The following is a 15,215-nucleotide window of genomic DNA, read 5'->3' as shown; positions in this document are numbered from 1 at the left end:
ACTACTGTTCATACTGTAGTATAGCGCAGTTGGAATTGCGAGTTGCAAATGAATAATTCCCATAATGACAACATAAAGGCGACTTTCTTTAAGTTTTTGAATTGCATCAAAAAAGCCCGTAACAACGGGCTTGAGAACACATATGATTAAGAGTGCCAGAAACGCATAATGAGTTTTGGCTCTACAAGCTCAATACGGCAGTATTGAGCGTAGTAGTCGGTTAGCGATTAAACGCTGTAGTACATTTCGAACTCAACTGGGTGAGTTGTCATGTTTAATTTTTCAACTTCTTTCGACTTAAGTGTGATATATGCATCGATTAGGTCGTCAGTGAATACGCCACCTTGAGTTAAGAACTCACGGTCAGCATCTAGAGAAGCAAGCGCTTCATCAAGTGATGCTGCAACAGTTGGGATTTCTGCTGCTTCTTCCGCTGGTAGGTCGTATAAATCTTTATCCATTGCATCACCAGGGTGGATCTTGTTGCGGATACCGTCAAGACCAGCCATCAGCTGGGCTGCGAAAGCTAGGTATGGGTTAGCCGCAGGATCTGGGAAGCGTACTTCGATACGACGGCCTTTCTCTGATGGGATCACAGGGATACGGATTGATGCTGAGCGGTTACGTGCTGAGTATGCAAGCATAACTGGCGCTTCAAACCCTGGTACTAGACGCTTGTAAGAGTTTGTTGCTGGGTTAGTGAATGCATTGATTGCTTTAGCATGCTTAATGATACCACCAATGTAGTAAAGCGCTTCTTCAGATAGACCGCCGTACTTGTCGCCTGCGAAGATGTTCTTGCCGTCTTTAGCAAGTGATTGGTGGCAGTGCATGCCTGAACCATTATCACCAACGATTGGCTTAGGCATAAAGGTTGCTGTCTTACCGTATAGGTGAGCCATGTTGTGGATAACGTACTTCATCTCTTGGATTTCGTCTGCTTTAGTCACCATAGTATTAAAGCGAGTCGCAATCTCATTTTGACCAGCAGTTGCTACTTCGTGGTGGTGCGCTTCAACAACGTGGCCCATTTCTTCAAGTACTAAACAAGTAGCTGCACGCCAATCATTAGACGAGTCTACCGGTGCTACTGGGAAGTAACCACCTTTTACGCCAGGGCGGTGACCTGTGTTGCCGCCTTCGTAGTGCTTGTCTGAGTTCCAAGCTGCTTCTTCAGCATCGATTTTGTACATAGAGCCAGACATGTCAGTTTTAAATTTAACATCGTCAAACAAGAAGAACTCTGGCTCTGGACCAAATAATACGGTGTCTGCAATACCTGTTGAACGCATGAACTCTTCAGCGCGTTTAGCTACTGAACGTGGGTCACGCTCGTAACCTTGGTGTGTGTTTGGTTCAACCACGTCACAACGAACGATAAGCGTTGTTTCTTCTGCGAATGGGTCTAGCTTTGCACTTTCTGCATCAGGCATAAGTACCATGTCAGATTCGTTGATGCCTTTCCAACCAGCGATAGATGAGCCATCAAACATTTTGCCGTCTTCAAAGAAGTCTTCATCGGCTTGATGATGTGGGATCGATACGTGTTGTTCTTTACCTTTTGTATCTGTGAAACGTAAATCAACAAATTTTACGTCGTGCTCTTTAATAAAATCTAAAACCGATTGTGACATGTGTCCTCCGACTCGTTGGGTTATTTTTTGCTGCAATGTACTGCAATTGCACACAGATAAGCTTGATCTGTGCCATGTTTTTAAGTTTTTGATAAGTATTGATTTTTAACTTTTGGGAAATTTAGGGATTAGCTTGTTGCACTAACTTGGTGCGTAAATGTTTCATTATGGTGCGCAATGTTGGTGCAAGCGATTCCCTGTGATAGTCACTTTATCTTCGAGTAAGTGTTTGGAGTATTGGTATAGATTATGAAGTGCAACAAAGCAAAAATTAATTTAATGTGATAGCTGGGATCAGGGGTCGTGTTTTAATAAAAAAAGCAAGGCGCCTTGAGGGAGACGCCATGCCTTCAGGGAGTTGACTTTATCGAAGCTCAGGCTAGGGCCTGTTGATCTTTGCTGTTTGATTTTTGTTCTCCTGAGTGTGTTTTGGTCGCGACGCTCGACTTGCCGCCTAGTAATCTAGGCAAAAGTTGAGCAACAATGAACAAAGCGCACTCAGGTGAACCCAAAGGGCAGCGCTTGATTAGCATTTCTACTGTGTTATCGCCTGACTCACATAGAATAACTATGCTACGCAGGCTCTGCCTTGTACAAATACCAATCAAACTGCTGCAAAAACAAACTTGAAAGGTAAACAGGCCCTAGTTACTTCTCAGCGAGTATAACGCGGGCTTAGTAATAACCCCGCTGGCGGCTAATACAGTTGTTGCAGCGGTAATTCCGATGATAAGCGACAGTGGTAATACGAATCCAAGCAGGGAGACACTAAACATGACCTCCGAGTTTGCCAGCCATGCCATCGCTGCAACGGTTGCAAATGTCGCACATCCAAGAGCCGTAAAGATAACTTTAGTATTTTCTCCTAGTAATCCAAGTACAATACTTTTTGGCGACGCACCAATTGCCATACGCACTCCGAGTTCATAGCGACGCATAGAAACACCGTAATTGAGTACGCCATATATGCCAATTAGTGCGATAAGTAAGGTGATGGTTGCCAGAGATAGCGCAGCCCAACCTGCAACTTGGTGAATTGCGAGCGAGTTAGATAGCTGTTGAGACAAAGGTTGAATTTCAGCAACGCGCCAGCGTTTAGATATTTGCGCCATGGTCTGGTTTATGGATTGGGGAAGTATCTGCTGCCCTGTGTGCGTTTGAATAATAAACGCTGGTGTATAGGCTGACAGTCTGTCCACAGCCCACATGCGAGCGGTATCAGGCTTATCTGGAATGGCTAAATTTTCACTAATACCTATGATTTCATACTGAACATTACGACGGCCATTGAGCCAATAAAAGCGTTTACCTATAGCGTCTCCTTGTGGCGCAAGTTGTTCTGCAAAGGCTTGATTAACAATAAGCACAGCTGATTGGCTATTCACTTCTTCAGTGGTGAAATTGCGGCCTTGTAGCAGACTAATCTCCATCAGTGGCAGGTAAGATTCATCAACGATGTTACCAGACACTGAATACTGCGTCTGGAATCCTGAATCAGTTGCAAGAAAGGTACTGAGTCCAAATTCAATCGGTGTGCCAGTAGTTAAGCTGACCGCTTTGAATTGTGGGTTTTGTTTGAGCGCAGCGGTAACATCTAGTAATTGTTGTCTGCGCTCGGCATAAAATGCATCTCTTTGTTCACGGGCTGGACGTTGCTCTACAAGTTGGTTGAGTTCAACCTCATAGCGTTCAGAGGTTGAGAAATTAGGAGATTGGTTGAGTAATCCCCATGCATTGATAAAAGTTTGCGAGCAAGCGAGTAACAATAGGCTGGCTAGAAATAGTTGGCTAAAAATTAAGGCTTTTCGGGTTTCTGTTTTGATTTGGATCCCAGTGCCTTTTCCGCTGCTTTGGAGTTGGCTATTGAGCTGCTTAAAGTTAATGCGTTTGCTCACAAGCCATGCACCGAGCGATGCCAATAACACGGCAAGAATTAAGCACAAGGCAACCGTGATGAAATTTGTGCTGAGGTTGAGTACGCCAGGTAGGCTATCAGCAGCTACCAGCCTAAGTAAGTAGTAGCATAATTCACTCACCGCGAAGGAAAGCATCGCGGCGCTGCTTGTGAGGATTAAGAGTTCGATAAATATGCCCCGAGATAAGTGGCCGCGTCCAGCGCCAAGTGCAGCCTTGATAGCCATATCACGTTGCTGATTTACTGCTCTGGCTAGAATAAGGTTAGCAATGTTGGCACAAGCAATGAGTAGCAGGCAAAGTGCGCCTAAAAGTAGCCAAATAGTTTTGCTGGCACTATCACCGTGGATTTTTTCTCGCAGCGGTAACAGCTCCAACGTAATGGTCATATCATCAAAGAAAGAAGAGCTGGCTGTTTGGGTTTTAAAACGGCTGTTGTAATGCGTGGATAGCTGGTGGTTGATAGTGGGAATGTCTACCGCCCCCGCTTTTTTAATCAACACGTGTCGATTAGGACCGGTGATCCCCCAGTGCTGCGCATCGCGGCGTTGGAATGAATAATAATCCCAAGGCAACCATACGTCAGTCAGACGACCCGGAGTAAGCATTTCAGGTTCGCGATTTTGCTCCGATAGCACACCAATGATTTTAAAATTTACTTGGTCTATTTGAATCGATTGACCGACGATATCGGCTGCTTGACCATAATATTTTTGCCAAGCTTGATAGGACAATACCGCGATTGGCTGCATTGAATTAAGGCCTTCGTCTGCGCTCGGTCCACGACCTAAGTGAAAAGTAAATCCAAGCATCGGCATAAATTCAGGGGTGGTGTAAGTGGTATTGACTTGCGGCGTTTCAACTTTACTTCTAATCACCTCTTCGGAATAGCCAAATAGGGCGGTTTGCGACTCCGGCGTTTTTTCATTTTCATAGATCTCAAGCAGCATAGGTATCGGAGTGAAATCATCAAACTCCACTCTATCCTTGATATAGTGCACTGCTTTTGAAACGTAAAGCTGCTCTGCATTGGGGTAAGGCAACGGCGCAGAGAGAATAGTAAAGTTTAAATTAAACATCGCCACGAGCGTACCTAGTGTGAGCGCAAGCGTAGAGATAATCGTGATGGTAAATACTTTTACTTTACTCAGAGAGTACAGACTGGCACTCATGTCTTTGACAAGCATATTACTTTCCTCGCTTCCATCATGAACTAAAACGTGTCAACGACTGTGTTGGCGTTAGTGTGTGTTTGGGGGGCCAGTATTTTGCCATCTAGAAGGTGTAGTTTGCGTGTCGCCATATCGGCATATCTAGGGTCGTGCGTCACCATACATAATGTTGTCCCTTCTAGGTTTAGCGTTTTCAACATGTCCATAACGGCATCACCATTTTTTGAGTCAAGGTTACCTGTAGGTTCGTCAACAAGCAGTAATGCGGGGTTGCCGACGAGTGCGCGGGCAATAGCAATCCTTTGCTGTTGCCCACCTGAAAGCTGGTTTGGGCGATGTTTTGCGCGGTGTGCCATATCTACTTTTGTTAGGCAGCTCATTACAACGTGATCAATATCGGCATTGCTCATCGGAGTTTTACGATAACGCAATGGCAGCGCGATATTATCGTAGACTGTCAGTTCATCAATTAAGTTGAATGACTGAAAGATAAAGCCAATTTTTTCGTTTCGAATATGTGCCGCAGCCGCCAAAGTTAATTGGCTAACCTCAAGATTTTCAATTTTATAGCTACCATCTGTTGGCATGTCTAACAGACCAAGAATTGACAGCAGGGTAGATTTACCACATCCAGAAGGGCCACAAATTGACACGAAATCACCCTTATATATTTCCAAGTCAATCCCACGCAATGCATGAGTTTCCATTTCTTCGGTACTAAAAACTTTGGTGATCCCTGACATGGTTAAAATAGTTTCTTTCATAATCGTATCCTAATGATGATTTATTATTGAATGATCCGTACTTGTTTAGCGTTTTTATAAGTACTTGTATCAGAGAGTATGATTTGCTGATTTGGGGTGACACCGCTTTCAATTTGCAAGAATTTTCCTGCATCTATACCAAACGACACTATCTGAGGGGTTGCGATGTCATTGTCTAACACAAAGAGCGTTTGCTGGCTGTGTGACTGGGTGTTACTTGGACGCTCAACATACAATGCGTTCTTCAGCTGATGTGTGCTAATTTGCGCATCTACGTTAAGTTCTGGGCGCGCAGAGTCTGGTACGCCATTGACAAAAGTGAGCTCAACTTCAATGGTGCCCTCTTGTACTTGCGGGCTGATCCTTGTGACTTTTGCTGGTACTTGTTCGCGGCGTGTATTGACCATAGCAAATTGACCTACCTGAATTTGTTCTGCCTTAGACTGAGATACTCTGACCAGCGCTTGAAGGTCGTTGGTACTGCCAACTTGAGCAAGTTCTTGGCCGGCCACAACACTTTGTCCAAGTTCAACTGCGAGCCGTTGCAACACACCTTCTGTACCTGCTCGGACTGTTAGTTTCGCTTCTCTTTCTTTTAACCGGGCGAAAAGAGACTGAGCTTGGTTGATCAGTTCTTGCGAGATGGTTAAATCTTCCGAATGTAATAGCTTTAGCTGCTCTATACGTTGTTGTTGGAGCTGTACTCTTTCTGACAGCTGCTGCTCTTCAAGCTCTGCGGTTTTTACATCAATGGCGGGAACAACTCCTTGGTCTCTGAGGGTTTGCTGAGCTTCTCGGCGCATGACTAGCGATTGATGCTCACTGGTAAGTTCGGCAAGGGTGGCGACTTCCATTAATAACTCGCGCTGGTTTGCGAGCTTTTGTCTGCGAAAGTTTGCTTGTTGACGGTTCAGCTCCATTTCAGCACTTTCTAATTGCTGTAAGAGGTCCGGGTCTTGCATCTTCAAAATGATGGTATCAGGCTGAACTTCACCACCGGGGCGTACTAAGATTTCATAGACGGTGGCAGGGTCTTGGGTGGTGATCAGTTTTTGTTTATTAGAGCGAAGCACACCATAGCCGTCAACGCTAACATCTAAATCACCTTGCTTAACTTGTCCAACAATGATGGTTTGTCTTGGTAATTTGAACTCGTCCGATGTTGAGAATAGCTTAAGGCTAAGCCAAGCGAATATCAGCACTAGGGGAATTGCGATAACAAGCCCTAGCTTTTGTAGCGGCTTTGCTTGTTTTTGTTTTATTACGTCCATCATCAGTTACCTTACTTTAATCGGTTAACCAATGAGAGCAAACGATATGCCAAATTTTATCCTGTTGTTTTTATTGGTGTTTAATGTTTTTGTTTTACCGAAAGGTCCGATAGTGGACGTGAGAATTCAAAAACTGGACTGAGCATATTGGGTCAGTTTAGTGGCACAGGAAAGGCGAGTTGGCAAATCGCTCCCTGTTTATCCTGACGATTGCTTAGGCTAATGGAGCCAGACATTTGCTCGACAAAATAGCGGCTAAGATAAAGGCCAATACCTTCCCCCGTTTGTTTGGTGGAGTAAAATGGCACAAATAAGTTATCGTGGTTGGCAACGCCGGTACCTTCATCAAGCACCTCCAAGATAGCAATATTGTCTTTGGTATATAGCTTCAGTGTAAGCACAGAGCCCGCGGGGCTCGCTTCTATGGCGTTCTTGATAATATTGATTAGCACTTGATTAAACAAGGTCGGGTCCACATGGAAGTAGACCGGAGAAAGTTCAATTTGCCACGCTACATCTGTAAAAAGGCCTTGAACGGTTTTGCTTACTTCTAACCCCGACAGACGTTTTATCTCTACTTTTATTGGTTGGTTGAGCTGGCTGTACTTATGGATAAAATCCTGCAAATGGAAGCACCGCTCAAGTACGATATTAAATGCTTCGTGATCCCTTGGGTTTTTTGCGCGAGTTTGTAGGCGTTCCAGTATGGCGGACACTGGGGTGAGGGAGTTTCTTATTTCATGGCTAATCACTCGGATCAAGCGTTGCCAAGCTTGAAGCTCCTGATCGCGCAGTGCTTGCTGAATATCGATACAGACGACAAGATGATATGACTGACTCTGCTGAGTAAAGGTGCTGTGTCTAACTTGCCAGCGCTTGTTGTTCTGTATATCGATAAAATGCCACTGTGGAGAAGGAGTTAACCCTATCGCCTCTGGGTGGCTATATCGTAGGGTTTGCCATGGCCTTTGAAATAGTTGAAAGCAGGCGTCATTGCCAAAGCACAGTTGCATACGTTGGTCGAAAATAAGCATCGGGGTATTTAACACACTGATCAGTTCAGCAACGAGGAAAGATTGCATATCTTCATCGGTTTTTTCACTTTGTAGCATATCGGAGAGCGCATTCAGCTGATTGTGCAGCTGGGCGACAACGCCCGAAGAAAATGTCGATTTGGCTTTTAGGCTAAAGTCGCGCTTAAGCCACGCTTCGGCTTGGTAACCACAGCGTTCAAACGATAGCTTACAGCGATTGTAAAGCTGTTTTAGTAATAATCCTTGGCAGGCAATCAGGCCAACGATTAAGAGTAAGGTAGGTAGAGGCATGGAAATAGGTATGCGAATCCCCATTTGCCAACTGACGACACACACTCCCGCAATTTCAATGGCGATGAGTAGCAAAAACTTACCTACGAAATAGCGCGCCAAGGGTTCTTTAAATAAGTGCATATTTTTCAAGGCGTCGGTAGAGTGATTGCTTAGTGATCCCCAGTAACTCAGCAGCTTGTTGTTTGTTTCCTGCCGTATTAGTCAAAGCTTGAGTAATCAGTTGTTGTTCTGCTTGCTCCAATGTGATGAGTGGCAGCGACATGGAATTATTCGCACTTGGCTGTGAAGGCGTGCTCATATGTAAGTGCTCGGGGCCGATTTCACCCGTTTGTGTTAGTAGCACGGCGCGTTCGAGCAAGTGCCCAAGTTCTCTGGTATTACCTGGCCAATCGTAAAGTTTTAGCTGATTTAGCGCTGTGGGTGTAAGCCAACATTGTGTTTTTCCATACCGCTGACCATGGGTTTTGATAAAGTGCTCCGCTAATAATTCAATGTCTTCAGGACGTGTTCGCAAGGGGGGGATTTCGATTGTAAAGGTATTGATGCGGTAGAAAAGATCTTGGCGAAATTCTGCTTGAGCGATTAACTGCTCTAATTTTGCATTCGTTGCACTGATGAGCCTCACGTCAGCGACTTCAGTGACGCTTGAGCCGACTGCTTCATATTCTCGAGACTCTAGCACTCGCAGCAACTTACTTTGTTGTGCAAGCGGGAGAGTGCCGATTTCATCCAAAAATAAGGTACCAAGATCCGCTAATTTAAACCGTCCTGCACGGTCTGATTTGGCGTCAGTAAATGCGCCTTTGGTATGACCAAAAAGCTCACTCTCAAACAGTTGCTCAGGGATGGTTGCCATGTTAACGGAAATAAATGGCTGCGCTGCACGCAGCGAGTGTTGATGTATCCATTGGGCTATTAAGCTTTTGCCAACTCCATTCTCTCCGGTTAACAGAATATTGGCATCCGTGGGAGCCATGACTTCTAATTGCGTCATTAGGTGTTGCATGGCTTTGCTGCGCCATAACACAGGTTTAGCATCTCCAGCGAGGGCATGCTGAAAAGCTTGGCTTTTATTTTTTAGTTTATTGAGTTGTAACTGGCCTATAATAACTTGTTCAAAGCGCTGGTTTTTCCATGGCTTTTCTAGAAAATCTGCCGCGCCCAGTTGCATGGCTTGAACCACAAGCTCAGTATGTGACCATGCCGTCATAGCGACAATAGGGGTAGTATTGCCAAGTTGCTGTTGTTGTCGTAGAAACCTCAGCCCCTCTTGCCCCGATGTAGAGTCTAACTCAAAGTTCATATCGAGTAGGATCAAGCTAGGCTGGTGTTGTTCAAGAAAGCTGAGTGCTTGCACTGGATTTTCGACCTCTTCGACGGCTAGACCTAAATCTTCCAATACAAATCGCGCAGCTAATCTAACTTCTCTGTTGTCTTCTATTAGCAATATTTGTGGTTTAGCACTCACAGTAAGCTTCCTTGATTTATTATTATCATCCCAGTCACTACATTACTCTCCGCGAAGTGCATGTAATGCGGGGCGGGCAATAATATTTCTTGAAGATAGTAGCGTAACACCTGTGACTAAGGTGATAACAGTGGCTAGTGAAATTAACCAGTGGATAGCGCTATCTATTGTAATAGGTACAAGCGTATCTTGAAGTATCGCAATACTCAATAACACCAAGATAGAAGCGCACGCTGCTGCAATAACGGGGCGCAAATTATCTTGTAATACCAGTTTAAATACGGCAGCCGGTGTTGCACCAACCGACATTCTCACGCCTAACTCAAACCGACGTAACGCCACACTGTACTTACATACACCGTAAATACCAAGGGCCGCAAGCGCAAGTGCAAATATCGATAGCATCAAAGTGAACATGCTAATGACGCGAGCTTGCTGTAAGTGCGTAGCTAAAAGCATGGTCGTGGACTGAAAGTTATAGACGCGCATTTGCGGGTGGATACCTGTGAGTACCTGATTTACTTCCGCTCGACTAATTGCGGCATGTGCTTGAGTTTCAATTAACACAAAGGGGTAACCAGTTGGCACTGAGGGGATAAAAACCCTTGCAATATTAGATTGTTTGGGAAGATAAATATCCTCTACAACACCAATCACCTCAACGCTTTGTTGGCCATTTCGGGGATATAGTTTAGCGCCCAATACTTGTCCTTGCTGGCGTAATTGCGCAGCTAGGGTCTGATTGACAATGACAACGGGGGCATTATTAATGGCTTCTTCATGAGTAAAAGCCCTACCGTCGATAAGTTTTGCCCCAAAGGTGTCAAAGTATGGCCAAGTACCAGCTGTACTTTGATATTCAAACGTGTTTTTTTCTATACCCGGTTCAAATTGCATTTGACGATTTGAAAAGCCCGGTAGCCAATAGGAAAAGGGGGGATAGCCGCCAATGCCGACTTTGGTTACCTGCGGTAACTTTGCTAAAGAGTCAACGGCAGATAAAAGCAATTGTGAACGCTCCTGGCGGCTCATCTGCTGTAGCAAAGTACCTAAGTTTAGTGCTACTTGATAGGTATTTTGTTCTCGTATCCCTGTATCACGCTGCAAGTTTTGCCAGCTTGTTTGGAATATCCCCAGACAAATAGTGAGTAGTGACAAGCAAACAAATAATTGAAATGATACTAATAAAGTACGGGTCATCGCGGAAATCTGAACGCCAGTACCTTTACCACTGCTTTGCAGCTGTTGAATAATATGACGGTAGTTAAGCTGACGGCTTACTATCCAAGAAAGTAATAAACATAATAAGGTACTGACTGTAAAGGCGAAAGCAATAGTATGTGCTTCGAGTTGTAGCTCTTGCAACCGAGCGAGCGGGCCGACAACCCCTGATTTTAGTAGCCCTATGATCCCCTCAGCGATTAAAAGCGATAATGCTGCTGCGCTGATAAATAACAGCCCCAACTCTATCGCAATGTGAAAAAATAGATGATTAGGCTTGGCACCTAAGGCAGCCTGAACGGCAAAGCTTTTTTGTTGCTCGGCGGCACGAGAAAGCACTAAATTACAAATATTACTTAATGCGATTAATAGTAATACTGTGCTTCCGAGTAGCATCATTATACTCACTTGTGATGCTTCACCAATAATGCGCATTTTTATCGGTACAAATTCGAGTTGTACTTTACTATTAGCGAAAGTTTGCTCGCCTGCGGTTTGTTGTTGTAGTTGTTCATTAAGCCAGTTTTCGAGAGAAAGCTTTGTGCGACGTGCATGTTGCACATCATGCAACTTTAGCAATTGATATGTCTGGATATTATTCCTTTGCCATGTTGGCGTTGGAGAATCATTATAGTCATAGCTGATCCATACATCGGTGTGCCAGTTAGGTGTGGATAATACCGGTTCAATAAATCGTTCGTCGGTGACGCCAACAATTTTGAAACTCACTCCCTTAAATACCAACGTTTGCTCTAGAACATTTGCATTTCCGCCGAAATAACGTTGCCACACTTGGTACGAAACGATCGCGACAGGTTGTTGGCTACCTATCCCTTCATCTTCTGAAAAGTACCGTCCCAGTGCCAGTGGTACATTGAGTATCGACATAAACTCGGGGGTGATTGCGCCAGTATTAAATGTTGGGCTGCTCGGTAAACTTTGTTCAACATCAATACTGATATTCTGAATGGCCATCACTTCGATATCAGAAAATTGTGCTTGCTTGTCATACGCCTCTAAACTGCCTGCATGAGGAATAAAATTGCGTTGCTTCACTTCATTATTGTCATCTACCAACGCGCCACGCATTAATACCAAGCGTTCTGCATCTGGGTATGGGAGCGGAGCTGCGAGCAATTGGTAGTTTAGGTTATACATTGCCACTAGCGCACCGAGTGTCAGCGCTAGGGTAATTGTTATTGTTAGGGTGTAACTGATATGGCAGCGAAGTTTTTGCCAGGCCATTTTAAGTGAATGCGTTACCATATTTACTCCAAATCCGCTCACATTGTGTATCGGTATGTTGTGATAGTTATTCTCCTCTATAGGGAAATAGCAACGCCTATGCCAAACTTACCTTATTGATATTAATAATATTTGTATTTTATTTACAAGTGTTCAGTCCATAATCGGACGATAAAAGACCATAAATGGACTCTAGCTGCATAAGACCGTGCAGAAGCCACACTGGGTGTTGATTTATGCGCACACCGCTCAGGATTATTGAAAAAAATGTTGGATAAACTTTCATCTGTCACATTAATAGTAGATAATACGCGACCTTTAATTCTCAATCGGGCAATCTCAACGCGCATTTTTGCGTAGATCGACTAGGATCACTGAGGGCCAACTTCACTGAGTAATAATATGAGCATCGAAAAGTTAAGAAATATCGCGATTATCGCGCACGTAGACCACGGTAAAACAACGCTTGTAGATAAGCTACTTGAGCAATCAGGTACACTACAGCAGCGCGGTGGCAATGAAGAGCGAGTGATGGACTCAAACGATCTTGAAAGAGAGCGTGGTATCACCATCCTTGCAAAAAATACCGCAATCAAGTGGAACGACTACCGTATCAATATCGTAGATACTCCGGGACACGCCGATTTCGGTGGTGAAGTAGAACGTGTTCTTTCGATGGCTGACTCAGTATTACTACTAGTTGATGCACAAGAAGGTCCGATGCCACAAACGCGTTTCGTAACGCAAAAGGCGTTTGCTCAGGGTCTTAAGCCAATTGTTGTAATCAACAAAATTGACAAGCCGGGCGCTCGTCCTGATTGGGTAATGGATCAAGTTTTCGATCTATTTGATAACTTAGGTGCAACTGACGAACAGCTAGACTTTAAAGTGATCTACGCATCAGCAATCAACGGCTGGGCAACACTTGACCTAGATGAGCCGTCTGACAACATGGAACCAATGTTCCAAGCTATCGTAGACGAAGTTGAAGCGCCTAACGCGGATCCTGAAGGTCCGTTCCAGATGCAAATTTCTCAGCTTGATTACAACTCATATGTTGGTGTTATCGGTGTTGGCCGTGTCACGCGTGGTTCAGTTAAACCTAACCAACAAGTGACTATCGTGGGTGCTGATGGTAAGACGCGTAACGGTAAAGTTGGCCAAGTACTTGGTTACTTAGGTCTTGACCGTCACGAAGTTGAGCTAGCAACGGCGGGTGATATCATTGCAATCACAGGTCTTGGTGAGCTTAAAATCTCTGATACTATCTGTTGTCAGAATAATGTTGAAGCACTACCGCCACTATCTGTTGATGAACCAACAGTAACAATGACTTTCTCTGTAAACACGTCACCATTCTCAGGCCAAGAAGGTAAATACGTAACTTCTCGTAATATCCTTGAGCGTCTAGAAGCAGAGCTTGTGCACAACGTTGCATTACGCGTTGAAGAAACAGATAACCCAGATAGCTTCCGTGTATCTGGTCGTGGTGAACTTCACTTAGGTATTCTTATCGAGAACATGCGTCGTGAAGGCTACGAGATTGCAGTATCTCGTCCAGAAGTAATCTTGCGCCATGTTGATGGTCAGCTAGAAGAACCGTACGAAACAGTGACAATTGACTGTCAAGACGAGCACCAAGGTTCTATCATGGAACAGCTTGGTCTGCGTAAAGCAGAAATGACTGACATGTCTCCAGACGGCAAAGGCCGTGTGCGTATGGACTTCATGATGCCTGCACGTGGTCTAATTGGTTTCCAAACTGAATTTATGACGTTAACGTCTGGTTCTGGTTTGATGTACCACACGTTCTCACATTACGGTCCACACAAAGGCGGTAACATCGGTCAGCGTAAGAACGGTGTACTAATCGCTAACGCAGCAGGTAAAGCGCTAACAAACGCACTATTTAACCTACAAGAGCGTGGTCGCCTATTCATCGGTCACGGTGTTGAAGTGTACGAAGGTATGGTTATTGGTATTCACAGCCGTGATAACGACCTAACGGTAAACGCGCTTAAAGGTAAGCAGTTAACCAACGTACGTGCATCTGGTACTGATGAAGCACAAAACCTTGTGCCACCTGTTGTTATGTCTTTAGAGCAAGCACTTGAGTTCATCGATGACGACGAGCTTGTAGAAGTAACGCCTGAAAGCATCCGTATTCGTAAGAAATTATTGACTGAAAGCGAGCGTAAACGCGCTAGCCGCCAAGCTAAATAATAATTGACCTGGACTTGAGATAACAACTTATCTCGAAGGCAGGTTACTTAGAATACAAAAAACGCCGCAATTTTTGCGGCGTTTTTTTGTGCTCCATTTACTAACTCTAAAACAAGCCGTACTCTTCCGTTTCTTCTGGCTCATAATTTTGTAGATGTTCAGGGCGGAAAATGGCGCTAGGGTCAATCAATACGCTGTGGCGTTTTCCCATCTTGACTAAGCCTTTCATCAATTTTTTGGTTTGCGCATCTATTTCAAAACCAATACTCGTCATTTCCTGCAGTGATTTAATATCGCTTTCATCACAGTGAACGTTATCTTCTACCTTATCGACAAGCAAACCGATATGCGGACTTTGGCCATCTTGAGTGGTAAAGACGATGATAGGTTTATGGTCGAGCATGATCTGATCACGAGCGGATTCAAATAATCGCATGAGTTTATTAAAAGTGGTGCTCTTTTCACGAGCGAGCGTATCTATAGCTTCTTGTTTGTGTCCCTGTGCGCACATCACTAATAGTTTATCTGCTAATGAATGTAGTTTTGCATGCGGTTCTTCAAAGCGTTTTAGAAGTGCTTTGAGGTCGTCATTTTCAGTTTTGAAGCCGTAATACCACTGCCCGAAAGCACATTGTTTTGGATCTTTGGCTTTAGTGAAGGGGACATCGTTAAAAATGCTTGCTTCGAGTGCGACAAGCCATTCTTTATGATCTTGCTCTCGCTGCTTTAGCATGCTGACCAATTCTTGATTGGTTTCGTAGGACGAGCGCTTGTTCAATATGATCCCTAAATCAAAAATAGGGGTAGGTACGCCCATGTAATCTTTAACGCCCAAAAAGCTGGGGTTGTCATTGGGTAAATCCGTTAAATTTTCTTCGTAGCGTTCAGTTAATAGAATATCGAGGATTTGCAGTGATATTGTTTTTTTCCCGACGCGAAAGTTAATTAAATCCATGTCAGCCTCGCATATGGTCA

Annotated in this window: 9 protein-coding genes; 1 reads left to right on the top strand and 8 read right to left on the bottom strand. The window is 44.4% G+C overall.

Going from position 1 to position 15,215, the window contains the following annotated elements:
* Positions 1-227 precede the first annotated feature (227 nt).
* The 7 genes from glnA to NO992_RS15795 form a co-directional block, all read right to left on the bottom strand.
* Positions 228-1,634 (bottom strand): glutamate--ammonia ligase, encoded by a 1,407-nt coding sequence (gene glnA / locus NO992_RS15825; RefSeq protein ID WP_010374454.1) that lies wholly within the window; start codon positions 1,632-1,634, stop codon positions 228-230.
* 644 nt (positions 1,635-2,278) lie between these two features.
* A complete protein-coding gene (locus NO992_RS15820) occupies positions 2,279-4,735 on the bottom strand; it encodes an ABC transporter permease (protein WP_371378809.1) in 2,457 nt (818 codons plus the stop codon).
* Between the two features lie 26 nt (positions 4,736-4,761).
* Complete coding sequence (locus NO992_RS15815) at positions 4,762-5,484, bottom strand: ABC transporter ATP-binding protein (RefSeq protein ID WP_253105842.1); 723 nt, start codon at positions 5,482-5,484, stop codon at positions 4,762-4,764.
* Positions 5,485-5,507: 23 nt separating this feature from the next.
* A complete protein-coding gene (locus tag NO992_RS15810) occupies positions 5,508-6,758 on the bottom strand; it encodes an efflux RND transporter periplasmic adaptor subunit (protein WP_371378806.1) in 1,251 nt (416 codons plus the stop codon).
* A gap of 149 nt (positions 6,759-6,907) precedes the next feature.
* On the bottom strand, positions 6,908-8,203 hold the full coding sequence (locus NO992_RS15805) for a PAS domain-containing sensor histidine kinase (protein WP_371378803.1): 1,296 nt from the start codon (positions 8,201-8,203) through the stop codon (positions 6,908-6,910).
* The gene (locus NO992_RS15800; RefSeq protein WP_371378800.1) at positions 8,190-9,551 is read right to left on the bottom strand and encodes a sigma-54-dependent transcriptional regulator; all 1,362 of its coding nucleotides are present in this window, start codon (positions 9,549-9,551) and stop codon (positions 8,190-8,192) included. The genes NO992_RS15805 and NO992_RS15800 overlap by 14 nt, the downstream gene beginning before the upstream one ends.
* Positions 9,552-9,593: 42 nt before the next feature.
* Positions 9,594-12,038: an ABC transporter permease gene (locus NO992_RS15795; protein WP_371378797.1), complete on the bottom strand. Its 2,445-nt coding sequence runs from the start codon at positions 12,036-12,038 to the stop codon at positions 9,594-9,596.
* Between the two features lie 381 nt (positions 12,039-12,419).
* Here NO992_RS15795 and typA point away from each other — a divergent pair, with 381 nt between their 5' ends.
* Positions 12,420-14,240, top strand: coding sequence for a translational GTPase TypA (gene typA / locus NO992_RS15790; RefSeq protein WP_010374470.1), 1,821 nt, complete (start codon positions 12,420-12,422; stop codon positions 14,238-14,240).
* Between the two features lie 106 nt (positions 14,241-14,346).
* On the opposite strand, the gene NO992_RS15785 is transcribed toward typA, so the two are convergent.
* Complete coding sequence (locus tag NO992_RS15785; protein ID WP_039494743.1) at positions 14,347-15,195, bottom strand: CZB domain-containing protein; 849 nt, start codon at positions 15,193-15,195, stop codon at positions 14,347-14,349.
* Positions 15,196-15,215 lie beyond the last annotated feature (20 nt).

It is taken from the genome of Pseudoalteromonas sp. DY56-GL79 (genome assembly GCF_041414765.1).
GTDB classification, from domain to species: domain Bacteria; phylum Pseudomonadota; class Gammaproteobacteria; order Enterobacterales; family Alteromonadaceae; genus Pseudoalteromonas; species Pseudoalteromonas piscicida.
This window is presented reverse-complemented; position numbering and strand designations above follow the sequence as displayed.